Annotated in this window: 21 protein-coding genes; 8 read left to right on the plus strand and 13 right to left on the minus strand. The window is 60.2% G+C overall.

All coding sequences use genetic code 11. The features are described 5' to 3' along the window. Window positions 1-312: 312 nt before the first annotated feature. From gltA to WM40_RS07895, 7 genes are all read right to left on the minus strand, one after another. Window positions 313-1,620 carry a citrate synthase gene (gene gltA / locus WM40_RS07860; RefSeq protein WP_024901379.1) on the minus strand — a complete coding sequence of 436 codons (1,308 nt, stop codon included), beginning with the start codon at window positions 1,618-1,620 and terminating at the stop codon, window positions 313-315. A 102-nt stretch (window positions 1,621-1,722) separates the two neighbouring features. Continuing rightward, the gene (locus WM40_RS07865; protein WP_036006692.1) at window positions 1,723-2,007 is read right to left on the minus strand and encodes an FAD assembly factor SdhE; all 285 of its coding nucleotides are present in this window, start codon (window positions 2,005-2,007) and stop codon (window positions 1,723-1,725) included. 132 nt (window positions 2,008-2,139) lie between these two features. After that, entirely contained in the window at window positions 2,140-2,844 is a 705-nt protein-coding gene (locus WM40_RS07870) for a succinate dehydrogenase iron-sulfur subunit (RefSeq protein ID WP_024901381.1), read from the minus strand. Window positions 2,845-3,034: 190 nt separating this feature from the next. Beyond that, on the minus strand, window positions 3,035-4,813 hold the full coding sequence (sdhA, locus tag WM40_RS07875) for a succinate dehydrogenase flavoprotein subunit (protein WP_046152615.1): 1,779 nt from the start codon (window positions 4,811-4,813) through the stop codon (window positions 3,035-3,037). 2 nt (window positions 4,814-4,815) lie between these two features. Continuing rightward, on the minus strand, window positions 4,816-5,184 hold the full coding sequence (gene sdhD, locus WM40_RS07880) for a succinate dehydrogenase, hydrophobic membrane anchor protein (RefSeq protein ID WP_024901383.1): 369 nt from the start codon (window positions 5,182-5,184) through the stop codon (window positions 4,816-4,818). Window position 5,185: 1 nt separating this feature from the next. Continuing rightward, entirely contained in the window at window positions 5,186-5,596 is a 411-nt protein-coding gene (sdhC, locus tag WM40_RS07885) for a succinate dehydrogenase, cytochrome b556 subunit (protein ID WP_024901384.1), read from the minus strand. Between the two features lie 179 nt (window positions 5,597-5,775). Further along, window positions 5,776-6,597, minus strand: a complete 822-nt coding sequence (locus tag WM40_RS07895; protein ID WP_082102526.1) for a GntR family transcriptional regulator — start codon at window positions 6,595-6,597, stop codon at window positions 5,776-5,778. Window positions 6,598-7,089: 492 nt separating this feature from the next. On the opposite strand from WM40_RS07895, the gene WM40_RS07900 reads away from it, so the two are divergent. The 4 genes from WM40_RS07900 (at window position 7,090) to WM40_RS07920 (ending at window position 13,603) form a co-directional block, all read left to right on the plus strand. Then, window positions 7,090-8,067, plus strand: coding sequence for a malate dehydrogenase (locus tag WM40_RS07900; protein WP_024901386.1), 978 nt, complete (start codon window positions 7,090-7,092; stop codon window positions 8,065-8,067). A 501-nt stretch (window positions 8,068-8,568) separates the two neighbouring features. Continuing rightward, complete coding sequence (locus WM40_RS07910) at window positions 8,569-9,108, plus strand: hypothetical protein (protein WP_024901388.1); 540 nt, start codon at window positions 8,569-8,571, stop codon at window positions 9,106-9,108. 174 nt (window positions 9,109-9,282) lie between these two features. Further along, on the plus strand, window positions 9,283-12,000 hold the full coding sequence (acnA, locus tag WM40_RS07915; protein ID WP_024901389.1) for an aconitate hydratase AcnA: 2,718 nt from the start codon (window positions 9,283-9,285) through the stop codon (window positions 11,998-12,000). Between the two features lie 367 nt (window positions 12,001-12,367). After that, complete coding sequence (locus tag WM40_RS07920; protein ID WP_024901390.1) at window positions 12,368-13,603, plus strand: DUF2863 family protein; 1,236 nt, start codon at window positions 12,368-12,370, stop codon at window positions 13,601-13,603. A gap of 153 nt (window positions 13,604-13,756) precedes the next feature. On the opposite strand, the gene WM40_RS07925 is transcribed toward WM40_RS07920, so the two are convergent. Beyond that, window positions 13,757-14,071, minus strand: a complete 315-nt coding sequence (locus WM40_RS07925) for a hypothetical protein (protein WP_024901391.1) — start codon at window positions 14,069-14,071, stop codon at window positions 13,757-13,759. Between the two features lie 402 nt (window positions 14,072-14,473). On the opposite strand from WM40_RS07925, the gene WM40_RS30740 reads away from it, so the two are divergent. Then, window positions 14,474-14,620 carry a hypothetical protein gene (locus tag WM40_RS30740; RefSeq protein WP_164468521.1) on the plus strand — a complete coding sequence of 49 codons (147 nt, stop codon included), beginning with the start codon at window positions 14,474-14,476 and terminating at the stop codon, window positions 14,618-14,620. Window positions 14,621-14,699: 79 nt separating this feature from the next. Here WM40_RS30740 and WM40_RS07930 read toward each other — a convergent pair whose 3' ends face one another. Next, window positions 14,700-15,863, minus strand: coding sequence for an AI-2E family transporter (locus tag WM40_RS07930; RefSeq protein WP_082102509.1), 1,164 nt, complete (start codon window positions 15,861-15,863; stop codon window positions 14,700-14,702). Window positions 15,864-16,060: 197 nt separating this feature from the next. Here WM40_RS07930 and ahpC point away from each other — a divergent pair, with 197 nt between their 5' ends. After that, a complete protein-coding gene (ahpC, locus tag WM40_RS07935) occupies window positions 16,061-16,624 on the plus strand; it encodes an alkyl hydroperoxide reductase subunit C (protein ID WP_024901393.1) in 564 nt (187 codons plus the stop codon). A gap of 286 nt (window positions 16,625-16,910) precedes the next feature. Continuing rightward, on the plus strand, window positions 16,911-18,506 hold the full coding sequence (gene ahpF / locus WM40_RS07940; RefSeq protein ID WP_046152616.1) for an alkyl hydroperoxide reductase subunit F: 1,596 nt from the start codon (window positions 16,911-16,913) through the stop codon (window positions 18,504-18,506). Window positions 18,507-18,646: 140 nt separating this feature from the next. Here the strand turns inward: ahpF and WM40_RS07945 are convergent, their stop codons facing one another. The 4 genes from WM40_RS07945 to WM40_RS07960 all read right to left on the minus strand — a co-directional run bounded on the left by WM40_RS07945 (window position 18,647) and on the right by WM40_RS07960 (window position 22,928). Continuing rightward, window positions 18,647-19,012 carry a response regulator gene (locus tag WM40_RS07945; protein ID WP_046152617.1) on the minus strand — a complete coding sequence of 122 codons (366 nt, stop codon included), beginning with the start codon at window positions 19,010-19,012 and terminating at the stop codon, window positions 18,647-18,649. Between the two features lie 51 nt (window positions 19,013-19,063). Next, window positions 19,064-19,621, minus strand: a complete 558-nt coding sequence (locus WM40_RS07950; protein WP_024901396.1) for a hypothetical protein — start codon at window positions 19,619-19,621, stop codon at window positions 19,064-19,066. Further along, window positions 19,618-20,349 carry a methyl-accepting chemotaxis protein gene (locus WM40_RS32055; RefSeq protein ID WP_046152618.1) on the minus strand — a complete coding sequence of 244 codons (732 nt, stop codon included), beginning with the start codon at window positions 20,347-20,349 and terminating at the stop codon, window positions 19,618-19,620. Before WM40_RS32055 ends, WM40_RS07950 begins: the two co-directional genes overlap by 4 nt. A gap of 113 nt (window positions 20,350-20,462) precedes the next feature. After that, the gene (locus WM40_RS07960) at window positions 20,463-22,928 is read right to left on the minus strand and encodes an MCP four helix bundle domain-containing protein (RefSeq protein ID WP_024901398.1); all 2,466 of its coding nucleotides are present in this window, start codon (window positions 22,926-22,928) and stop codon (window positions 20,463-20,465) included. A 245-nt stretch (window positions 22,929-23,173) separates the two neighbouring features. Between WM40_RS07960 and WM40_RS07965 the strand changes: the two genes are divergently transcribed. Then, entirely contained in the window at window positions 23,174-23,533 is a 360-nt protein-coding gene (locus tag WM40_RS07965; RefSeq protein ID WP_024901399.1) for a RidA family protein, read from the plus strand. Window positions 23,534-23,616 lie beyond the last annotated feature (83 nt).

Here is a 23,616-nt window from a genome sequence, read left to right on the forward strand (position 1 = left end):
TCCGCACGGATCGCCGCTGCCGGGCATTTTTACTGCATATTGGGGGTTGTATTGCGCATTATGCCATATTACACAGTGCCCACGGCGCAATTCCCCCCCTGGAAAACGAGGGAAAACATCTTCTTTCGGATAGGGCTGGGTACGACTTTCAACAAGCTTTCCAAGATGTGAAACCTCGTCGATGACGCCTTTCCGGACTCGTACCCGAGCCCCGTCGTGCAATTCCCAAAAAAAAGCGGCCCATCAGGGCCGCTTCGCCAACGCGCCAAGTCGGTCCAAGCACCGCGAACCGCGCGGCGCTTGGCGCTACAATCAACGCTTTGTGATCTCCGGTGCCGGACGCACGGATTCCCCCACATACAACTGACGCGGACGACCGATCTTCTGGTCCTTGTCAGCGATCATCTCATTCCACTGCGCAATCCAGCCGACGGTACGCGCCATTGCGAAGATGCAGGTGAACATCGATGTCGGAATACCGAGCGCGCGCTGGACGATACCCGAGTAGAAGTCGACGTTCGGATAGAGCTTGCGCGATACGAAGTATTCGTCTTCGAGCGCGATCTTTTCCAGTTCCATCGCCAGTTTGAACAACGGGTCATCGTGAAGGCCAAGCTCTTCGAGCACTTCGTGGCAGGTCTCGCGCATCAGTTTCGCACGCGGGTCGTAGTTCTTGTACACCCGGTGACCGAAGCCCATCAGCTTCACGCCCGAATTCTTGTCCTTGACCTGCTTGATGAATTCCGGAATGTTCTCGACCGAGCCGATTTCTTCCAGCATGGTCAACGCCGCTTCGTTCGCACCACCGTGCGCCGGACCCCACAGACAGGCGATACCTGCAGCGATACACGCAAACGGATTCGCGCCCGACGAACCGGCCAGCCGCACCGTCGACGTCGACGCATTCTGCTCGTGGTCCGCATGCAGGATCAAAATACGGTCGAGCGCACGTACCAGCACGTCGTTGACTTGATACTCTTCACACGGATTGGCGAACATCATCCGCATGAAATTTGCCGAATACGACAGGTCATTCTGCGGATACACAAACGGTTGGCCGATCGAGTACTTGTACGCCATGGCGACCAACGTCGGCAGCTTGGCGATCAGGCGGATGGCCGAGACTTCACGGTGTTGCGGATTCGTGATGTCGAGCGAGTCATGGTAGAACGCGGACAACGCACCGACCGAACCGGTCAGCACGGCCATCGGGTGCGCATCACGACGGAAGCCACGGAAGAAGAATTGCATCTGTTCATGCACCAGCGTGTGCTTGGTCACCGTGTCGACGAACTCGTCCTTCTGCGCCACGTTCGGCAATTCCCCTTTCAACAGCAGGTAGCAGGTCTCGAGAAAATCCGCGTTTTGCGCCAGATCATCGATCTTGATGCCGCGATAAAGCAGTTCACCCTTATCGCCGTCGATATAGGTGATTTCCGAATTACAGGACGCGGTGGACATGAACCCCGGGTCGTACGTGAACTTGCCGGTCTGGCCGTACAACTTACGGATATCGATGACGTCTGGACCAAGCGTACCCTTATAGATCGGCAGCTCTACGCTTGGCGAGTCGTCGGAAAACGATAGCGTGGCTTTTACGTCTGACGTGGTCGGTGTCATATGTCTCTTCCTGTAATCGAATTGAATTAATCGAGCGCGGCCGCGCGATCCACTTCTGATCACGCCCGCGTTCACCGTCTTGTCAGGGCGGGGCCGCGGCGATCACGCTTCCCGCAGCCGCCCCAGCAGCCCTGTCACTTCGGGCAAAGCCAACTCGCCGTCCGGCTCACGCCGGCCCAGCAACAGATCCATCAGGTCGTTGTCGGTCAGGTCCAGCAAGCGCGTCAGCCCGGCCACGTCCTGATCACTCAACGTATGCTCATATCGGTCAAAGAAACGTTGCAGAAACAGATCGTTTTCCAGCAGGCCCCGTCGCGCGCGCCAACGCAGCCGTGCACGCCGTAACGGATCCGCCTGATGCGCGTGATCGTCCTGATACTCTGACACGGCTCCCGCCTCCGGCGCACGCTGCCATGCAGGCGAGCCCGCGGCCGGCACTGTCGCCAGCGTCGCCTCCGATGTGGACCCGGTGCCGGCGCCGGCTTCGAAAGTGGAAACCATGTCTGACTCCTTTCTCACTTATACCGCGCGGCGGAACATCAGTTCCTTGATCTTGCCGATTGCCTGCGTCGGGTTCAGACCCTTCGGGCAGACGTCCAGGCAGTTCATGATCGTATGGCAACGGAACAGGCGGTACGGATCTTCCAGGTTGTCCAGGCGCTCGCCGGTTGCCTGATCGCGGCTGTCGGCAATAAAGCGATAGGCCTGCAACAGCCCGGCCGGGCCGACGAACTTGTCCGGATTCCACCAGAAACTCGGGCATGCCGTGGAGCAGCACGAGCACAGGATGCATTCGTACAGGCCATCCAGTTCATCGCGTTCTTCCGGCGTCTGCAGGCGTTCCTTTTCCGGCGGCGGCGTATCGTTGATCAGATACGGCTTGATCGAGTGATACTGGTTGAAGAACAGGGTCATATCGACGATCAAGTCACGGATGACCGGCAAGCCCGGCAACGGGCGCAGCACGATCTTTTCCGGCAGATCGTTCATGTTCGTCAAGCAGGCCAGGCCGTTCTTGCCGTTGATGTTCATCGCATCGGAACCGCAGACGCCTTCACGGCACGAACGGCGGAAACCGATCGTCTCATCAACGGCCTTCAGCTTGACCAGCGCGTCGAGCAGCATGCGGTCGCCCGAACCGATTTCGATTTCGTAGCGTTGCATCCGCGGCGCCGCGTCCTGGTCTGGATCGTAGCGATACACCTCAAAGATTCGTTTGCTCATCTCGTTTTCCTCTGCTGCCTCCGGGTGGGGTCCGTGGCAAGAACAGGTTCCCTGCATTTCAGAACGGGGGCCGCGCCGGCGCACCCGCCTGTCTCGCGCGCGGGAAACCGTTGCTCCCGCCCTCCTGTTCCTCCGACCCCTTTATCCGACCAGGCATGCCTTTATCGTGGGGGTGTTTTCGATTTGCCGATCAGAACGTCCGCGCCTTCGGCGGCACGGATTCGACCGTCAACGGCTTCATCTTCACCGGCTTGTATTCGAGGCGTTGATCGTCACTGTAGAACAGCGTGTGCTTCATCCAGTTATCGTCGTCACGATGTTCGAAGTCGCTATGCGCATGCGCGCCGCGGCTTTCCTTGCGGGCTTCGGCCGAGATCATCGTCGCCTTCGCGACTTCGATCAGGTTATCCAGCTCGAGCGCTTCAACGCGCGCGGTGTTGAACACCTTCGACTTGTCCTTCAGATGCACATGCTTCGTGCGCTCGATCAGCTCGGCCATCTTGTCCACGCCCTCGGACATCAACGCGGAAGTCCGGAACACGCCGGCATGCGTCTGCATCGTCTTGCGGATATCGTTGGCGATATCTTGCGTGTATTCGCCGGATGTCGTGCCTTCAAGTTTCGCCAGACGCGCCAGCGTCGCATCGGCGGCGTTCTCGGGCAGCGGCTTGTGCTCGCGCCCCAGTTCCCCCACATGCTTGATGATGTGATTCCCTGCCGCACGACCGAAGACCACCAGATCCAGCAGCGAGTTCGTACCCAGGCGATTGGCACCGTGCACGGACACGCACGAACATTCACCCACGGCGTAGAAACCGTTGACCGGCGCATCGTAGTCGTTGCCCTTGCCCACGACCTGACCGTAGATATTGGTCGGAATACCGCCCATCTGGTAGTGGATCGTTGGCACGACCGGGATCGGCTCCTTGATGCAATCGACATTCGCGAACTTCATCGCGATTTCGCGAATCGACGGCAGACGCTTCATGATCGTATCAGCGCCGATGTGCGACAGGTCCAGCAGCACGTAATCCGCATTCGGACCGCAACCGCGACCTTCCTTGATTTCCTGGTCCATCGAACGGGACACGAAGTCGCGCGGCGCCAGATCCTTCAGCGTCGGCGCGTAGCGCTCCATGAAACGCTCGCCGTTAGAGTTGCGCAGAATGCCGCCTTCGCCGCGCACACCTTCGGTAATCAGCACACCCGCGCCCGCCACGCCAGTGGGATGGAACTGCCAGAATTCCATGTCCTGCAGCGGCACGCCCGCACGCGCGGCCATGCCCAGTCCGTCGCCGGTATTGATGAACGCGTTGGTCGATGCCGCGAAGATCCGGCCCGCACCGCCCGTGGCGAACAGCGTCGTCTTGCCTTCGAGGATATAGATGTCGCCCGTTTCCATTTCGAGCGCCGTCACGCCCAATACGTCGCCTTCGGCATCGCGGATCAGGTCGAGCGCCATCCACTCGGTGTAGAAGTGCGTCTTCGAGGCGACGTTCTGTTGATACAGCGTGTGCAGCAAGGCATGACCAGTACGGTCCGCGGCCGCACAGGCGCGTTGCACCGGTTTTTCACCATAGTTTGCCGTATGGCCGCCGAACGGACGTTGGTAAATCGTGCCATCGGCATTGCGGTCGAACGGCATGCCCATGTGTTCGAGTTCATACACCGCATTCGGTGCTTCGCGGCACATGAATTCGATCGCGTCCTGATCACCCAGCCAATCCGAGCCCTTGATGGTGTCGTAGAAGTGGTAGTGCCAGTTATCCTCGCTCATATTGCCCAGCGACGCGCCAATGCCACCCTGCGCCGCCACCGTGTGCGAGCGCGTGGGGAAAACCTTGGACAGGACGCAGACCGACAGGCCGGCACGGGAGAGTTGCAGCGCGGCACGCAAACCCGAGCCGCCGCCGCCGACGATGACAACGTCGTACTTGCGACGGGGAAGCGAATTCTTGATTGCAGCCATGCTCAAACTCTCCACAGGATCTGTACAGCGTAACCGGCACTGGCGACCAGCCAGAGGATCGTCAACACTTGCAGCAGCAGCCGGATAACCGCCGGTTTCACGTAATCCATCCAGATGTCGCGAATACCGACCCACGCGTGATAGAACAACGAGAGCAGCGTGACGAACGTCAGCAACTTCATCCACTGATGCGCGAAGATCGATGCCCAGCCTTCATACGAGAAATTCGATGCCGCGAAGAACCAGACGAGCAGGACGACGGTAAACACGGCCATGATCACGGCGGTCACGCGTTGCGCGAGCCAATCGAACATGCCGTAGTGGGCACCCACGACGAGGCGCTTTGCGCCGATATTGTTCTTACTTGTCATTTCAGAAAGCCCCGAACAGTTTCAGCGCGATCACGATCGTCAACAGCGACGACAGGACGAGAACGGCACCGGCGGTATTGCGTCCGCCTTCCTTGCTCACATATTTGTGGGTATCGGCGAGCAGGAAACGCAGGCCGGCGAAGAAGTGGAACGCAAATGCCCAGGACAGCGCCAGAATGACAAGCTTGACGATAATGTTCGCGAAGAAAGCTTTCAATTGGCCGAACGAGAGCTCCGATGTCAGGCTCTGTTCAAACAAGTAAAGCGCGAAAGGGATCAATAAGAACAACAGCCCACCGCTGATACGGTGCAGGATGGAAACCTTGCCCGCCAGCGGCAGCCGGTATCCCGCTAATTGCCCAATCCCGATATTCCGGAATTCCGGCCTCGGTTTCTTTACTGCTTCAGCCATTGCTAGACCCCTCGTTAGAACGCGAATTCGCAATTTTAGCGCTTTTTCGTCTCATTGCCGCGGCGAATCAGCGCACGCCCTTGCGCGATGTAAGCAACAATGATCGCGGGCATTGTAATCGTTTGCCACCGGTCGCGCGCAATCTTGGCGCGTCGTCCATCCTAGATTATCGCTATTCCTCAGCTTAGATCGTTCTGATAATGAAAGCGATCAGTCTGATACCAGCCCCGCCGCACTTCCACCGGCCTGTCGCCATAGGTGTAGGACAGGCGCTCGACGCTCAAAAGCGGCGTGCCTTCCGAGACCTGGAGAAGGGCGGCTATTTCCCTGACAGCCGCCACCGCACGCACCCGTTCGCTCGCGCGAATCATCCGCGTATTGAATTCGCTCTCGAACATCGCGTAGAACGGCCCCTTGTAGCCGGCCAGTCGCTCCATCGTCAAACCCTTGAATATCGCGCCCGGCAACCAGATTTCCTCAAAAACCGTGGGCTGGGTCTCGCCATCGAAACGCAGCACGCGCTTAATTTGCACGACACTCTCGGCCGGCTTCATGTCGAGCTGGCGTGCGATGTCCGCAGGTGCCCTGGTGCGACGGCACTGCTGCACGTCGCTGACGTGCGGACGAATGGTACCGTCATCTGGCAGTAACCGGAGGAAGCGAAACTGGACCCTGTCCTCATTGTGGGTAGCAACGAACGTACCCTTACCTTGACGTCGTACGACGAGGTTGTCGGCCGCCAGCTCGTCGATTGCCTTGCGAACCGTTCCCTGGCTAACGCCGTAGCGCGCAGCCAGTTCGATTTCGCTGGGGATGACGTCTCCGGGCCGCCATTCGCCGCTCTCCAGGCTCTGTGTGATCAGGCCCTTGATCTGACGATACAACGGGCTGAATGTAGGGGGCGTAAACGCCGGCGTGGGCGCCGCGGCGGCGGATGCTGGAACGACGGCGGCCGTCGCTAAACCGGCGATCCCCGGCGCCCCGTCACCCTCGCGCTTCATCGGCTCCGGCAATGCCGTCGGATGAGAGGGCGCCCCGTCGTCGGGGCGCTCGGGAGATGCGGGCGCTGCCGCCCCCGACGTGCCGCGGGACGCCTCCGCGGGACCGGACGGGCTGGACATCGTGGACGGCAAGGACGGGACAGTACGCATGGCCGACATTTCATCACAACCCGTCAAATTCCGTCCATCCTTTTGTCCAGAAAATATCATGTCTTATATAAGACATAAGATAGGGTTTGACTTTCGTCGCAACGACTCCTAAACTTGCTCGCGATTCAGTGGAGAACGGCCGCAATGGCGGAAAGCGCCTGCACGCGCCTACAATAGCGAGACTCGGTCACGACCGGTGAAACGGCAGCGGGGGAACCCCTGCCGTGCGTGGTACGGCACGGCGCGCGCAAATGCGGGCCGGTCGTCCGGCGCACCCCGGAATGGCCCGAAAAGATGCAGATCGCGAGATCTGTCGACATCGAATAAATAGGAGAGTCGTCCATGGCTAAAGCCGCCAAGCGCGTCGCCGTTACCGGCGCCGCAGGTCAGATTGGTTATTCCCTGCTGTTCCGCATCGCCAGTGGCGCGATGCTGGGTCCGGACCAGCCCGTCATCCTGCAACTGCTGGACTTGCCGCAAGCCCAGAACGCGCTGAAGGGCGTGGTGATGGAACTGGAAGACTGCGCGTTCCCGCTGCTGGAAGGCGTTGTCACCTCGGACGACCCGAAGGTTGCGTTCAAGGACGCCGACATCGCGTTGCTCGTGGGTGCCCGTCCGCGCAGCAAGGGCATGGAGCGCAAGGATTTGCTGAGCGCGAATGCGGAGATTTTCACGGTCCAAGGCAAGGCCCTGAACGATGTGGCTAGCCGGGACGTCAAGGTACTGGTCGTGGGCAACCCGGCAAACACCAACGCCTATATCGCAATGAAGTCGGCACCCGATCTGCCGAAGAAGAACTTCACGGCGATGCTGCGCCTTGATCATAATCGCGCCCTCTCCCAGTTGGCGGCAAAATCGAACGTGCCGGTAGGCAGCATCGAAAAGCTCGTCGTATGGGGAAACCACTCGCCGACGATGTACCCGGATACGCGTTTTGCGACCAGCGCCGGCAAGGCCCTGCACGCATCGCTCGACCAAGCCTGGATTGCCGACACATTCATCCCGACGGTTGGGAAGCGGGGCGCCGCGATCATCGAGGCACGCGGCCTCTCGTCGGCGGCATCGGCGGCCAATGCCGCCATCGACCACGTTCGTGATTGGGTGCTGGGCAGCAATGGCAAGTGGGTCACGATGGGCATCCCGTCGACGGGCGTCTATGGCGTGCCGGAGGACATCGTCTTCGGTCTGCCGGTCACCACGGAAAACGGTGAATACAAGCTGGTCGAAGGCTTGGAAATCGATGCCTTCTCGAAGGAGCTGATCGCCAAGACTTTGGCGGAGCTCGAGGAAGAGCGCGACGGCGTCAAGCACCTGCTGTAAATCACGTCGCTCCGGCGTAGCGCATCGATCGCCGCGCCGGAGCCCGTGGCCGTGCCGCTTGCGCGAACAACCAGCGCGCGAAGCAAAGCGGCAAAATAACGCACCGTAACAAAAAGCGGTAACGAGAGCCCCCCTTCTTCACGACGATGGACGACTTCGGTTCGATGCCCAATACGGCGTCATTCGCAGCACCCTGCCCGGCCATCATCCCCGGCCATAAGGGCCCGCAGGCGTTTGCCCGATGCGCGATGACAACGCCCGGTTGCCCCCGTCGTTTTCCCCAACGGATAAATTTGAGAGAGGCGCTGCGGAATGCGCCAGAATAGCGTCTGCGCGCGCAGGACCGGCGCAGGTCGGCTCGTGCCGGTGCCAGCCCCTTTTGCCTTCGGCGGGAATCCCGCAACACGGCAGACAGTGCTGGGTGGCTCACCAACCGACCGCGACGTTGTTGCCTCGTAAGCTGACTCTCTCACGTTGATCTGAAAGGTTTTTATGTCGAAGATGAAAAACTTGACCGCCGCGCTGCTCACCTGCGGTCTGTTGGTTACCGGTGCCGTGTCGGCGCCGGTATTTGCACAAGGCACGACGTCCACGACGCCGACGACCACGGCCCCGGCAAAGAAACCGGTGGCGAAAAAGGCTCCCGCGAAACGTAGCGAACGTGCATCCTCGCGGCGCCGGACGGCTCGCAAGGCCGTGCCGGTAGCCGCAGCGGCCGCCGCCATTCCTCCGGGTGCCGAGAAATGGGCATGTGCCGAGGGCGAGTCGCTGTTTCTCGCTGGCAACATGAAACGCGACCAGATCCTGACGATGTTCTGGAAGGGTCGCGATTACAAGTTGCCGCGTGAAGCCACGACAACGGGCGCGGACCGTTTCTACGATCCGGCATCGGGCATGGACCTCGTCGTGATCCCGACGAAAGCAATGTTGTTCATGGACAAAGGCGATCAAACGCGCCTGGCCGATGAATGCATGACCACCGAGATGCGTGAACACGGTACGCCCGCACCAACGCAATCGAACGAGTTGATCCGTAACTAATTGCGCAGACAGCGCATTGCTCACGTATCGATGGGTTTGTTTTGGTAGTGCATGTTGGTAGATTAAGCATCATCACGGACCGCCTTCACGAGACCGCGCAAAAGACGGTCACGGGAAGGCGGTCCTCTCCCCCGAGACACGCGGCAACGACGCGATAAAAACCAAGGACATACCATGGCCCACAATCTGCACCAAACGCTGAAGGAATTCAAAAGCGGCGCCGGTACTGGCAAGTACTACTCACTGCCCCAGCTCGGCAAGGCGCTGGGTGTCGATGTGTCACGGCTCCCGGTATCGATCCGTTTGGTACTCGAGTCGGTGCTGCGCAACTATGATGGCAAGAAGGTAGCCGAAGAGCACGTCACGCAACTGGCGAACTGGAAGCCGAACGCCAAGCGTACCGACGAAATCCCGTTTGTCGTGGCGCGTGTCGTGCTGCAGGATTTCACCGGCGTACCGCTGCTGGCCGATATCGCCGCCATGCGTGGCGTCGCCGAGCGTGCCGGCAAGAATCCGAAGTCGATCGAACCGCTGGTTCCGGTTGATCTGGTAGTCGATCACTCGGTGCAGATCGATTACTTCCGCCAGAAAGACGCGCTTGACCTGAACATGAAACTGGAATTCCAGCGCAATAACGAGCGCTACCAGTTCATGAAGTGGGGCATGCAGGCATTCGACACGTTCAAGGTCGTGCCGCCGGGCATTGGCATTGTCCACCAGGTGAACCTGGAATATCTTGCGCGCGGCGTCCACAAGCGTACCGAAGGCGCTGATACCGTGTACTACCCGGATACACTGGTCGGCACGGACAGCCACACGACGATGATCAATGGTATCGGCGTGGTGGGCTGGGGCGTGGGCGGTATCGAAGCCGAAGCGGGCATGCTCGGTCAACCGGTCTATTTCCTGACGCCGGACGTTGTCGGCGTCGAGCTGACGGGCCGTCTGCGCGAGGGCGTCACGGCGACCGACCTGGTCCTGACGATCACGGAAATGCTGCGCCGCGAAAAAGTGGTCGGCAAATTCGTTGAATTCTTCGGCGAAGGCACGGCATCCCTGCAAGTACCCGACCGTGCCACGATAGGCAACATGGCACCGGAATACGGCGCGACGATGGGTTTCTTCCCGGTCGACGAGAAGACGATCGACTATTTCAAGGGCACCGGACGGACCGATGCGGAAATCAGCGCGTTCGAAAACTACTTCAAGGCCCAAGAGCTGTGGGGCGTGCCCAAGACCGGCGAGATCGACTACACGAAGTCGCTGAAGCTGGACCTCGGCAGCGTGACGCCTTCCCTGGCGGGCCCGAAGCGGCCGCAGGACCGGATCGAAATCGGCAACGTCAAGGCGAACTTCAAGGACCTGTTCACGAAGCCGGTCGCGGAAAACGGCTTTGCCAAGACAGCCGCGCAACTGGAAGAGACCTACACGACGAAAGACGGCGTGGCGCTGCATAACGGCGACATCCTGATTGCCGCCATTACGTCATGTACGAACACGTCGAATCCGAGCGTGCTGCTGGCGGCTGGTCTGCTGGCCAAGAAAGCCGTGGAGCACGGCCTGACGGTGGCGCCGCATATCAAGACGTCGCTGGCCCCTGGATCGCGTATCGTCACGGATTACCTGACCGCCACCGGCTTGCTGCCCTACCTGTCGAAGCTCGGCTTCGAATTGGCCGCCTACGGCTGCACGACGTGTATCGGTAACGCAGGCGATCTGACACCGGCGCTGAATGAATCCATCACGTCGAACGATGTCGTCGCCGCGGCGGTATTGTCGGGTAACCGGAACTTCGAAGCGCGGATTCATCCGAACATCCGCGCCAACTTCCTGGCATCGCCGCCGCTGGTCGTGGCTTACGCCATTGCCGGCAACATCACGCGCGATCTGATGACCGAACCTGTCGGCCGCAATGCCGCCGGCAAGGACGTGTTCCTCGGCGACATCTGGCCGACCAGCGAAGAAGTGCAATCGCTGCTGAAGTTCGCGCTGAACTCGGACGTCTTCCGCAAGAACTACTCGCAGTTGACGAAGAAGGGCGACCTGTGGAGCAAGATCGAAGGCGCGGAAGGCCAGGTGTACGATTGGCCGAAGTCGACCTACATCGCCGAGCCCCCGTTCTTCGGCAAAGACTTCAGCATGACCCCTGCCGCCACGATCACCCCGGTCAAGGGCGCGCGCGCGCTGGGTATCTTTGGTGACTCGGTGACCACCGACCACATCAGCCCGGCGGGCTCGATCAAGGAAACGTCGCCTGCCGGCGTCTGGCTGAAGGCCAATGGCGTGCAGAAGGCCGACTTTAACAGCTACGGGTCACGCCGCGGCAACCACGAAGTCATGATGCGCGGCACGTTTGCGAACGTGCGGATCAAGAACCTGATGATCCCGCTGGACGCCAATGGCAACCGTGTCGAAGGCGGCCTCACGATCCACAAGCCGAGCGGCGAACAGATGTCGATCTATGACGCGGCAATGCGCTATGTGGATGCCGGCGTTCCGTCGATCGTATTCGGCGGCGAAGAATACGGCACGGGCAGCTCGCGTGACTGGGCGGCCAAGGGTACGCAATTGCTGGGCGTGCGGGCTGTTGTCGCACGTAGCTTCGAGCGAATCCACCGGTCGAACCTCGTGGGCATGGGCGTCTTGCCGTTGCAGTTCAAGGACGGCGACAGCGCTGCCTCATTGAACCTGACCGGCGACGAGACGTATGACATCGAAGACCTGGGCAACGACTTCAAGCCGCAACAACAGGTCACGCTGGTGATCCATCGCGCCGATGGCAAGACGGACCGTGTTGGTGTACTGCTGCGCATCGACACACCGATCGAGGTCGACTACTACAAACATGGTGGCATTCTGCCGTTCGTGTTGCGCCAGTTGCTGGCGGCGTAAGCATCCAGGCAAGATTGTCGCGGCGATCAGCGTCACGTCAATCGGGGTAGGCCCGGGCCTGCATGCACCGCACTCCCGGCGTTGCCCCTGATGGCCGCTACTGATCACGCTCCCTTTTCACCGACCCGGCTTGTCCGGGTCGTGCCATTTTGGATGATCGGGATGTGGCAATCGCATCTGACGACGCGATCCTGTTCGCCATCCACTGCGTATTACCCTCGCGACATTGTCTGGTTTACGTGCGATTCCCACGGCCCTATTGGCGTGCTCGCCGAGGCACTGTCGACATTGCCCGTGATTCTTGGCCCTCGTGCGCATCGTTAGGTTTAAAATACACGGTTAGCTTATCGGAACTACGCTCTACGTCATGCGATCGCGCCCTGTTGCCAAACGTCTCCCCGCCGACGCGGAAAAACTCATCGGCCTGTCGCTCGCCCTGTATGCCTCGGGCAGCCGGATCGAAGACCGTTTCTGGGAGCAGAAGATCGACACCCTGCTCGCACGAATGCTGCGCGCGGGTCATCAAGCCGCGCTCGATGCCGCACTCGACCATTTGCAGGCGCATTACGCGCCGGCATACGGCGCATTGGCCGATCTTGCGGAAACGCAAAGTGAATCCGTCGTTATCGAACACGACGGCCAATCGTGGGACGTTGTGCTGGTGGCGGCACCCATTCTGGTCTGGACGCGTTTCCTGATCCCCTCCGGTCCGTTGAAGGGCGAGCCGCTGGACGCGTTGCGTAACCAGTTCGAGGGGCATCTGGCGGCGTCCGGCAGCAAAGTGTCGCTGGTCCCCTATCTCTACAGCATCGATCAACTGCCCAGAGCGCATGCCGAGGCATTCAAACTGTCGCATCAGTTGGCCAAGGCGACCGTGGAAGGCGTGGCGCCGCGACTGAGCTGGGGTGATTTGCCCGAAAGCGCCCCGATCCTTGCCGATCCACGGTTCCTGCTCGCCGTGATTGCCGCCCCGTCTGGCGAAGCGCTGTTCCGCTGGCAGGACACCGACGACAGTGCGCCGCGCGGCCAGCGTATCGAACGCGCGCATTGCCTCGAACAGTGGCGTGCGCAAGCCAGTCCGGTGCTGGCGTCGATCCTCGCCGGCTGTGAATTCGAGTGTTTGTTGCCGGACGCGTACCACTCCGCGTGTCGCGATGCGGATGAACGGATTCGGCCGCACACGATCCGCACTGCCGTGCGCTACCTCGAAGACACGCTTCAAACCGAGGCCAAGGCACTACGTGCGGTCATCGGTGGTTTCGGCGAGCAATATATCGATGAATATCGCATTGGTTTTACCCTGCGTGGCGCCAACGACGTGTTGTACGGCGTGATCTGGCCCCTCTACGGACGGGAGAACGGCGACCTGGAGGACGGCGAGGAGGAAAGCGAGGTTGGCGAAGAAGCGATCAATGCGCCGCTCGAGACGATCGTGACGTTGCTGCGTGAATGCGGCATCACCGATATCCGTCGTTTGAACGAACGCTTCGATCCGGAGTATTGCGAGGATTGCGGCGTACCGCTCTACCCTGATCCACATGGGGATATCGTCCATGCGGAAATGCCGGAAGACGCCGCGGCCGGCCAGCAGCATTTTCATTAATCCCGCACGATAACAACACATAGGCTGGCACCCCCGACGCGGACATCGGTCCGCATCAGCAACAAGGCCGCACCCGGATCATCCAGGGTGCGGCCTTGTCGTTTCCAGGCTTGCGCGTTCACCATGACATCCGGTACACGCGCCGGCCACTGCTTACCAACCCGGAGGCGGCGGAGGCGGCCCGTACACCGGGGCCGGCCTGCACGCATAGGCACGGCCGTAGGCGTCATAGCAGTATCCTGGGGGCGCGGCATATACCGGCTGCGCATACACCGGCTGCTCGTAAACCACCGCCGGGCGCGGCGCGCTTACGGCCGAGCCAATGACCAAGCCCGTCACGGCACCTAATACGGCCGCACCTGCGATGGCGCCGCCACCTGGGCCATGATGGCCCCAGCCCTGTGCATTGGCCTGACCCGCCATTGCAATGCCACCCACCAACAACGCGGCCACTGCGATCTTTTTCATCATTTCCTCCTAATACGCAACCTGTTTGAGACAGGCCACGCAAACTGCGCTTCGGGATGTACCAGCCTTTCAGATCTGGCTGTGTCCAACGCCCTTCGCCATGACTGCATTGTCGAACGAGAAACGGCCTAGAGATGTATCGGCAACGTTACGATCCATTACGCGACAACGGTTTCTTTATCTGATTGTATCGTGAGACACGCCGCGCCATGGCTGACAGAGGCAGCAAGGGAAATAGACACATTGCTCCACTAACAATTGTTACATTCACTAGCAATCAATGCAAGGAGACCCTGTTACCTTGAGTGCAAGGAAGTCGCGCCGCATGACTGCGACACGCCCCCTCGGGTCCCGTGATCCGAAGACACATTTGACGTTGCGATAAAAATAGGAGAAAGCACAATGCGCAAGCTCATTATGGCGGCAATGATTGCCATTACCGCGGCATCGCTCGGCGGTTGCTGGTGGGGCCCGCCTCCGGGGGGCCCTGGCCCGGGCGGCCCTGACCATGGTCCTGGCGGGCCAGGGCCGGGACCGCGCGGCGGCTAGTCTTCCAGGCAAGTTTGACAACGGCCCCCGCTGGCGATTTTTGAAATCGCCAGCGGGGGCCGTAAGCTATTGCGAAGCGCTATCCCTGAACATAATCACGCCACAAAACCATCAAGATGGTCATCAAGGCAGGTCCGATGAAGATGCCCAACAACCCGAGCGTCTCGGCGCCGCCAAGAATACCCAGTAGCACCAGCAGGAACGGTAGTCGTGCAGCCCCGCCGATCAGCGCCGGGCGGACAAAGTGCTCGGCTGCAAACACGATGATGCCTCCCCAGACCAGCACCGCGATTGCGGCCCCCGTCGCACCCTGCACCAATAGATAGGCCCCGACCCCGGCGATCAATACCGGCGCGCAGAACGGCAGCATCGCCGTCACGGCGGTAAGCGCCCCCAGCAGAACCGCATGTGGCACTTTGGCGATGAAGTAGCTGATACACATCAACGCGCCTTCTCCCAGCCCCACTAGCACCAGACCGCTGACCGTCCCACGTACCGACACCGCCATCTGCGTGGCCAGGGCCCTCCCTTCCTGCCCGAAGAAGCGTCCAATGCCTCGCAATGCTTGTTCACGCAATGGGGTGCCGGCCGCGAAGATGAAAAACAATACCAGCAACATGAAAGCAAACGTAATCAGCGCATGCAGCAGCCGTTTGCCGAACACGCCGCCCACTGTCATCAACGATCCATGTGGAACATGAGACAGCAGTGCCTTGCCGGGGTGCGGATCGGCCAAATTGTTGTTCCACCAGGTTGTTGCCTGCACACTGGCGAATGGTAGGCGGCCCAGCCAGGCCGGTGCCGGCAAGCCATTTTCCTGGACGGTGCGCACCTGGTCCATGAGAGCGTGCGTATCGCCACCTATATTTGATAACGCAAGTATCAACGGTAGTACGAACACGACTGCCACGCACGAAACGACTAGCGCCGCAACCAGTCGTGGCCGCCCATTCAGACCACGCCATCGTTCGACCTTTTCCAACGCCGGCCACAGCGCAATCGCCAGCACGCCGGCCCACAGCACGGCGGGGACATAGGAATGGACAACCCATACCGCCAACAGCGTCAAGACGCCATATAGACATAAAAGCGCGGTATGCTGCGATCGACCGGTGGCGGCGGCACCCTGTGCCGCCTCGGCGGCCGCATCGTGAACCCGCGTGCCGCGGTCCGCGATGTCATCGCACGTGACGCCCGGTTGTGCCTGGGTGTCGGGTGTATTACCTGCTTGCTGATATGTCATGCCTTGTCACCTTGTATCACGGCTTTGTCCGGTACCACAACGGTGCCGGGAACGATTGAAACACGATTGCAAATTTTCTAACATCGATAGTTAAAAACAATCATTCCCTTTTATTTAATTAACTTTTAAAATAGCATGCGATGGCACATACTCTGTTCCATCGACTCACGAGCAACCTCAACCACAAAGGAAAAGACATGCCGATCATCAATTCGCAAGTCAAGCCATTCAAGTCGCAAGCCTACCAAAACGGCAAGTTCTTCGAAGTCACTGAAGCAACCCTGAAGGGTAAGTGGTCGCTGTTCGTGTTCTACCCGGCCGATTTCACGTTCGTTTGCCCGACCGAGCTGGAAGACCTTGCGGATCACTACGCTGAATTCCAGAAGCTGGGTATCGAAGTGTACGGCGTCTCTACGGACACGCATTTCTCGCACAAGGCTTGGGCTGAAACGTCGCCGGCCATTGGCAAGGTGAAGTACCCGCTGCTGGGCGATCCGACGCACGTTCTGGCGCGCAACTTCGACGTGCTGATCGAAGAAGAAGGCCTGGCTTATCGTGGCACGTTCCTGATCGATCCAGAGGGGAAGATCAAGTTCGCCGAAATCAACGATAACGGCATCGGCCGTGAAGCGCTGGAAACGCTGCGTAAGGCGAAAGCGGCACAATACATTGCAGCACACCCGGGCGAAGTTTGCCCGGCGAAGTGGAAGGAAGGCGCCGCTACGTTGTCGCCCTCGCTGGATCTGGTTGGCAAGATCTGACACCGCCAGTATTCCGGCGCTCACGTGCCGTATCGGCGGTTCGCATCAGGCAGTCATGGCAGGATCGCACATGACTGTAACGCCGGTTTCACGCAGCCTCATAGCGTGAGACGGCATCGGCCGGGGTAGTGGAACCGGCCTGCCGGTCACCGTGTCTCCGCCGTTCCACGTGATACATCGGAATGGTCGAAAGGCGCGGTGCACCGGTCAGCCCCCTGACCTCGTGCCGAGACGCCCCTTTTGGTCGCGTCGTGTGCCTCGCTTACTCTTTTTCACGGAAACCGTCATGCTCGACGCTAATCTCAAAACGCAACTGAAAGGCTATCTCGAACGCGTCACACAGCCGATCGAGATCGTCGCATCGCTCGACGACAGCGAGAAGTCGTTCGAGTTGCAAGGTCTGCTGCGCGAAGTCGCGGAGTTGTCCACGCACATCACCGTGATCGAGCAGGCAGACGACGCGGAGCGCAAGCCTTCGTTTTCGATCAACCGCCCGGGCGAGCCAACCGGCATCCGTTTTGCGGCCATCCCGATGGGCCACGAATTCACCTCGCTGGTCCTGGCGCTGTTGCAAGTTGGCGGACACCCGCTGAAGCTCGAATCCGATGTGATCGAGCAGATCCGCAACCTGGACGGTGATTACACATTCGACAGCTATATCTCGCTGTCATGCCAGAACTGCCCGGACGTAGTGCAGGCGCTGAATGTGATGTCACTGATCAACCCACGTATCCGCAATACGACCATCGACGGCGCGCTGTTCCAGGACGAAGTCGAACAAAAGCAGATCATGGCGGTTCCCACCATCTATCTGAACGGTCAGGTCTTCGGCCAGGGCCGTACGAGCATCGAGGAAATCCTGGCGAAGCTCGATACCGGCGCCACCGAACGCAAGGCCGCGGAATTAGCGAAAAAAGGCACGTTCGACGTGCTGATCGTTGGCGGCGGCCCGGCTGCCGCGGCGGCGGCCGTCTATGCAGCGCGCAAGGGCATCAAGACGGGGATCGTCTCCGAGCGTTTCGGCGGCCAGGTGCTCGACACGATGGCGATCGAAAACTTCATCTCTGTGACCGAGACGGAAGGGCCGAAGTTCGCCGCCGCGCTCGAACAACACGTCAAGGCGTACGACGTGGACATCATGGACATGCAGCGCGCGGCGCATCTGGACACCGATGGCAAGAAGGTTAATATCACGCTCGAAAGCGGCGCGGTATTGCGCAGCAAGACGGTCATTCTCGCAACTGGCGCCCGGTGGCGCGAGTTGAACGTGCCCGGTGAACGCGAGTATCGTAACCGCGGCGTGGCGTACTGCCCACACTGCGACGGGCCGCTGTTCAAGGGCAAGCGTGTGGCGGTGGTAGGCGGTGGCAACTCGGGCGTGGAAGCGGCCATCGATCTGGCCGGCATCGTTTCCGAAGTCACGTTGCTCGAGTTCGGTATGGAATTACGTGCCGACGCCGTGCTGCAAAAGAAGCTGCGCAGTCTGCCGAATGTCACGATCATCACCGAGGCACAGACGACCGAAGTCACAGGCGATGGCACCAAGGTCAATGGGCTCGCGTTCAAGGATCGCGCAACGGACGAGATCAAGCACATCGCGCTGGAAGGCGTGTTCGTGCAGATTGGCTTGGTGCCGAACACCGAGTGGATAAAGGAAAACGTGGCGCTGTCCAAGCACGGTGAGATCCAGGTGGATGCAAAGGGACAGACATCGGTACCGGGCGTGTTCGCTGCTGGCGATGTAACGACCGTGCCGTACAAGCAAATCGTGATTGCGGTGGGTGAAGGTGCGAAGGCCGCCTTGTCGGCATTCGACTACCTGATCCGCCACTCGGATGTCGATGAATCGGAAATCGCCACCGTGGAAACGGCACAGGCCTGATCGTTACCGATTGCGGAACCGGGCAGCGTAATCAACAAAACCCCGGCATGTCATCAAGACATGCCGGGGTTTTGTCCATACGGCCAACGCGGTATCAAACGTCGCCTGATCGCCCGCGAATCACCGGGCACGGGACCACTTCAGGACGCCAGCTTCTTGAACGTCTCAAGCACCGCGTCGCCCCGGAACGGCTTCACGATCCATCCCTTCACACCAGCGGCCTTGCCCCGCTCTTTCATGGCCGGACTGCTCTCCGTCGTCAGCATGATCACATTGACGGTCTTGTTGCCAAGTGCCCCGCGGATATTCTCGACCATCGTCAAACCATCCATGTTCGGCATGTTGACATCACTGATCACCAGCTTCACGCCAGGCGTTGCTTTCAGCTTGGCCAGACCATCCCTGCCGTCCACCGCGGTTGCCACTTCCAGTCCGTTTTTCCGCAGGAAGCCCGCCACTTCGTCCCGCACGGTGCCGGAATCGTCCACCACCAGAATCTTCGACATGATTGTCCCTATCTCAGAAAGAAGCGCGCAAGTCACCCGACCCGTCACGCGTTAAAACAATTCGAGTTCACCACCACTTTCTTCCGCCATTTCTATTTCAGTGACGAAGTCCAGCACGGCGTCGGTGCATACGCAGAGCGTGGCGGCTATCGGCACCGGCGCTACCATGCCTTCCACATCTCCGCCCACCTTGACGGTAAAGCGGCACAGGTAGTCCGGCCGCATGCTGTCGAAATGCAACTCGCACTGGGGCCCCAACACATACGGGGTCGACATGCCAAGGTCCGGAAAGTCGCGCAGCAACTCCTGGTTGATCGCGCCCGCGCACAAGTTGGCGACTTCCAGGAAGGTATCGTCGAACGACACCATACTGCCATCGCGCAGGTAATACGCGCGGCTTCCTTCGTTGTCCTCCACGTGCAACACCAGCATCAGGCGAAAGACCATCGACGAGATGGTCAGGATCACAGCGCGTTGCGCGCCGTGGGCGTGCGGCGCGCTTCCGTGGGAAATCACATCACAACGGTCTCCATCGTGGACGACCAGGCGCGTGATGGCCGCTTTCTCGAAAATCCGCCGAAAACTTTCCGCTGCACGCTCGCTGATCACGATGCGTCCTGCAATAGCGTCGCCTGAAACGTCTGCGCCATGGCGCCGAGCGCACCCAACGATGCGGCGATCATCTTGCCGCCGGCCTGAATGTCCTGGAAGGTAGCCGTCGTCGTCAGATCGTTACGGTGCAGACTGTGGCTATAGTCCTTGGACAAGGCTTCCGAACGCGCCGCCAACGACCGCACCTCGCCCGCCACGACCGCAAAACCTCGCCCTGCCTCACCCGCACGCGCCGCTTCGATCGACGCGTTCAATGACACGATGACCACGTGCCGCACGATCGACGACAGCGACGCATTCTTCGCATGCATGTCCTGGTTCTGCGTCATCAGCGACGTCATCTGTTCATGCCAGCGCTCGAACGTCGTCTTCAATCCCGCCAGCCGCTCGGCCTCACCCTTGAGCCGCGCCGCCTGCAAGGCCCACGCTTCCCGCTCGTCGGTGGCACGCGCTAGCGCATCACGCAATGTCTCGACCGATTGTTCATTGTCGGCAGCGGCCTTGCACAACGCCTCGTTGCGCAAGGCCAGCTCCCGATTCATTGCCTCGCTGCGTGCCAGTTGCGCCGCATCGGCTTCCTGCCGTGCCTGCTGCGCGGCGTCAAGCTGCTCGCGCGTCGTGGCGACATCACGCAAGATACGCGCGCGCAAAATCGCATGGAAGCACCATGCCGCTACCGTGGTAATGCCGACACCGATAAACGCCGCAATCAAGATATAGCCCATCACTTACCTACCCTGCTCTATTGTGCGCATCGTTGGTCAATGCACACGGTCAACATTGCTTGGTCCACGGGTCCGATGCCACATCTGCCCGGCACCCACCTTCTCCGATGGGATTACGCTAACGCTTCCTCGTTATCCGCGGCACGCGACTTCGGCGGCGACAAGGCACTGTCAGCACCGGCCGAAGCCGGTATTGCTTGCTTGCCCGCTACGGTCGGTTTCGGCAGACCGTCGACCACGAAACGACGCGGCAAGTGAATGAGCGTCTCGAATGCCCGAAACGGCGCACCCGGATCGACATCGGTGAAACGCAGCGCGATCGTGCCGCCATGCCGCGCAACGAAATCACGTACCGCGTCCATGCCCACACCCCGGCCAGACACGTCGGTGAGAACAGGGGCTGTGGAGAAACCCGGGCGGAAAATCACCGCGGCGAGGTCCTCGTCGTCAATTACCTCGTCGGCATCAAGCCAGCCTTTCTCGACCGCCTTGTCGCGAATATGTCCGAGTGCCAGGCCCCGGCCGTCATCGCTCAATCGCAATTGCACCGTCTCGCCATCCGTGCTCACTTCCAGCTCGATCACCCCGTGCACCGGCTTGCCCAGCATCGCACGCGTTTCTGACGTTTCGATACCGTGATCGATGCTGTTACGCAGCAGGTGCACGAACACATTGCGCAACACATCCAAGCCGTCGCCATGCAAGCGATAGCCGTTATCATCCACCAGCACGGCAGGCGGCGCCTTGCCCAATTCGCGCGCCAACGAAGGCAGCGAGGCAAACACGCCAGACAGTGCATCGTTGAACGAGCACGTCGAGAGCAGGCGCAAGCGATGGCGCACGGCGTCGCGCATCGCGATGGCCGCGTCCATATCCGCCACATCGGTCTGTTCCAGTAGTTGCAGACTCTGTGCGATCCACTCTGCATCCTCACCGCGGATACTCGTCGTGTCGCTCGCGCCAGACTTGCGGCCCAAACTGGTCGAACTGATCAACTCATACCGCTCCAACGCCGCACGCACCCGGCCCAGCTCCGACATCAATGCGTCTTGGTCCCATTGGGACAACGTGGCCGTCTCGGTACGGCGCAGCGCCTCGTATGTCTGCTCCGTCTCGTGCACGACGTTTGTCAGATGCTGCAGATTGTATGTCCGCGCATTCCCCTTGACCGTGTGCATGTTGCGAAACAACTCGGCAATCGCCGTGCTGTCGGCGTGGGATGTCTCGCGGATAATGCGTTCGTTTTCATTGACGAACGTATTCGCGCTCTCCAGGAAATGGTCGAACTTTTCCTGGCTGACCGCCAGGATTTCCCCGATGATTTCCAGCCGATGTTTCTGTTCGGAAGCCTCGGCGGCCAATTGACGCAATTCGGTCACGTCGCGGATGCAGAGCATCAGGCGCAAGATGACATCGTCTTCGTCGGTGATCGCGGACCAGCTCAGATCGAGGATCTTCACCCGGCCGTCCGGCATGCGCTTTTCCATTTCCCTGACCAGCAAGTCCTGGTTGAACGCGAAGTTCAGCATATCCTCGCCGAGGCAGGCGCCCATCGCCGCTTCTACTTGCGACAAGGCATCGGCACCCAATGCCGTGTTGGCGAACACCAGTTCCATCACATCACGGCCGGCAATATCCTCCGTCTCGAAAATCGATTCGAGGTGTGCCGAATATTCCGGATGCACAACCGGACGGCCGTGTGCTTCGCCGGTTATCGAGGCATGAGGAATAACGGTCAAGATGCCTTGCTGCATGTTCTGCAGCATCGCCTGGATATCCGCGTTCTTTTGCTTCAGTTGGGCGGCACCCTGCTGAATACGCTCGATCATGCCATTGAACGCGACGATCGAATGCCCGACCTCATCCATGCGCTCAACCGGCAGACGGCGTGTGAAATCCTGGCTACCCGCGATCTCACTCATCATCTGCTGCATCTTGCCCAACGGGCCTGCAATCTGTCGGTACAGCACGATGCCAATGGTCGTCAACAGCAATACGGCGAACAAGGTTACCGCCGAAATCGCTGTGACAGTGGTCGCCAGGCTGCCGTTCAACGTATCGATGGCCTGATCCTTGTCGCGGTTCTTCTCGACGCGCAGCGTGTTGACGATGCCTTCCAGCTCGTCGCGGTACTGCGCGACGTTTGCAAACAGATAGGCCTGTGCCAAGGCATCCTTGCCCGCCGCCTTCATCTTTACCGTGTCGCTGATCGCGGCATAGTAGTTCGCGAGGCTTTCATCGGCCTGGGCAATCAGTCCCTTCTGCGCCTGCGTATGGGCGTCGCGCCGCTGCAGCAGCAGTTGGGTCTGTACCGCCGCCTGCGCCGTCTTCAGTTGTGCCTGCGCCTGCTGGATCAGTTCGGCATCGGTCGCGTAGACCAATGTCATCGTCGCCAGTTGCACGTCCTTCAACTGTGCCACGAGATCAGCCGACGCGAGTGCGCTGGGCACAACGCCTTGGGTAACCTCGCGCACGGCGGCCGCGCTGCGATGTGAACGATAGGCCGCATAGCCCCCGATGGCCGACAGCGCGATAAACATCAACGTGACCAGCAGCGTGATACGGTGTCGAATCGTCATGACGGGATCGAATCCTTTTTTATGATCGCTGGTATGGACGCCCCGATTATCAAGTCGCAATGTGTCCAAGCCGTGACGTGTGTCACGGCGCACGGGACGGACTTCGCCGTCGTGCAACACCTACTCTTTCATGGAAGACGTCGGCCGGTGCTTTACAATTCGCCCTCGCGACCTGATGTCGATGCGCCCACCGGGTTCGGGCCACCGGCATCGGGTTGGTCGATCACTTTCTTTCGGAACAAAACATGAGCGATATCGTTCGCATCGAACAGACGCAGCGCAGCAGCCGCGTCGTCAAGGCCGCGGGCCTGGTCTTCGTGGGCGGCCAGACCGCCAATGACCGATCGCAGGACATCAAGGGCCAGACTGCGCAGGTATTGGCAAAGATCGATGGTTTTCTGGCGCAGGCCGGCATCGACAAGACGCGCCTGCTCAGTTCGCAAGTCTGGGTGCGCGATATCACGCGCGACTTTGCCGGCATGAACGAAATATGGGACGCGTGGGTGTCGCCTGGCAACGCACCAACGCGTGCGTGCGTGGAGTCGACGCTCGCGCTGCCAGATATTCTGGTGGAAATCTCGGTGACGGCCCTGGCCGCCGACTGATCCCGGGGCAACGTCGGCAGCGATACATCCGGCCGGCAAGCGGCGGACATCGTCGCGGCAATGACCACCCCGGCGTCAGCGCC

It is taken from the genome of Robbsia andropogonis (genome assembly GCF_000970345.1).
Taxonomy (GTDB): Bacteria; Pseudomonadota; Gammaproteobacteria; order Burkholderiales; family Burkholderiaceae; genus Robbsia; species Robbsia andropogonis.